Below are 1,023 nucleotides of genomic sequence, written 5' to 3'. Positions count from 1 at the left end.
CTCAGCTGGTCGGTCAACTTCGTGAAGATCTCATCGAGGAGGGCGCGGTATTCAGCCGCGCCCTCCACGATCAGGGGCGAGGACTCCCATCTGAGACTCTTCCAGACCGGCTCGATTGTGTTGAGATGCGGTGAGCCCACTGGGAGAAAGACGAGATCAATCCCAAGTTCATATGCTCGCTTGCGCGTGTGCGCACAGATATGTAAGGGAAGAGAAGTTGTCCAAGACGAGCAGAATCCGCTCGCCCGGATTCTGCTCGCGGATCTCTTCGAGACACGCGCAGATTTCCTCTTTTTCCTGATTTGGTGGGAACTGGAGGACGCTCTCACCGTTGAGTGCATAGAAGCCGGCCGCTGGTGTGTCGATTTTCACCAGCGGCCGGGTGATCGTCGGCTCGCTTACCGTGTAGAGGCGCTGGGAATTGTCCCACGGTTGCGGGTGCGAAACATCGAAGAACCCGACCGTTGTTCCGCCATCTGTTCGAACATCATCATCGAGCGTCCATTCCTCGTCACTGTCGTCTTCAGGCTGTTTGTTGTGTGGCTTGTCTCCATCATCCTCGGCGAACGCGTCGGCAACGCGTTCGTCGAGGATTTCGTCGGCGTTCTCTGGCCGGTCTGGCCTCTCCGTACGCGGAATCGCGTACGAGAGGCCGAGATATCGAGAGGTCGTGGCAGATAGTTCGGGTGGAACTCGACATCGAACTCTTCGTTGATGAGATGCTGAATCTCCTGTTTCTTCCAGGGTTCTCCCTCTTCGAGCAGGTCCAGGAGACGCTCTCGTTGTTTCTCGTCGAGCTTCGGAGGCCGGCTGCCCCCCAAAGCTCGGTGCAAGGAGTCCGAGACCGCCCTTATTCCAGAGTTTAGCCCATCGACTGCCGGTTGATTGGGACATTCCAACATCGTCGGCTGCATCTTCGAGTGTCGCACCCTTGTACAGCCGTTTGATGAAGATGATCCGCTTGCTCACCTTCTTGTCATCAGTCTGTGCGAGCAAGCGATCGAGATCGTCCTCACTGAGGTG

1 protein-coding gene is annotated in these 1,023 nt (G+C 56.9%); it reads right to left on the bottom strand.

Annotated features, from left to right (window positions below; genetic code table 11):
• Positions 1-168 precede the first annotated feature (168 nt).
• On the bottom strand, positions 169-1,023 hold an 855-nt coding region (locus ACQUQ0_RS17555), incomplete at its 5' end, for an IS630 family transposase (RefSeq protein ID WP_435187044.1).

This window comes from Halobellus sp. EA9 (assembly GCF_051195055.1).
Taxonomy (GTDB): domain Archaea; phylum Halobacteriota; class Halobacteria; order Halobacteriales; family Haloferacaceae; genus Haloquadratum; species Haloquadratum rubicundus.
This window is presented reverse-complemented; position numbering and strand designations above follow the sequence as displayed.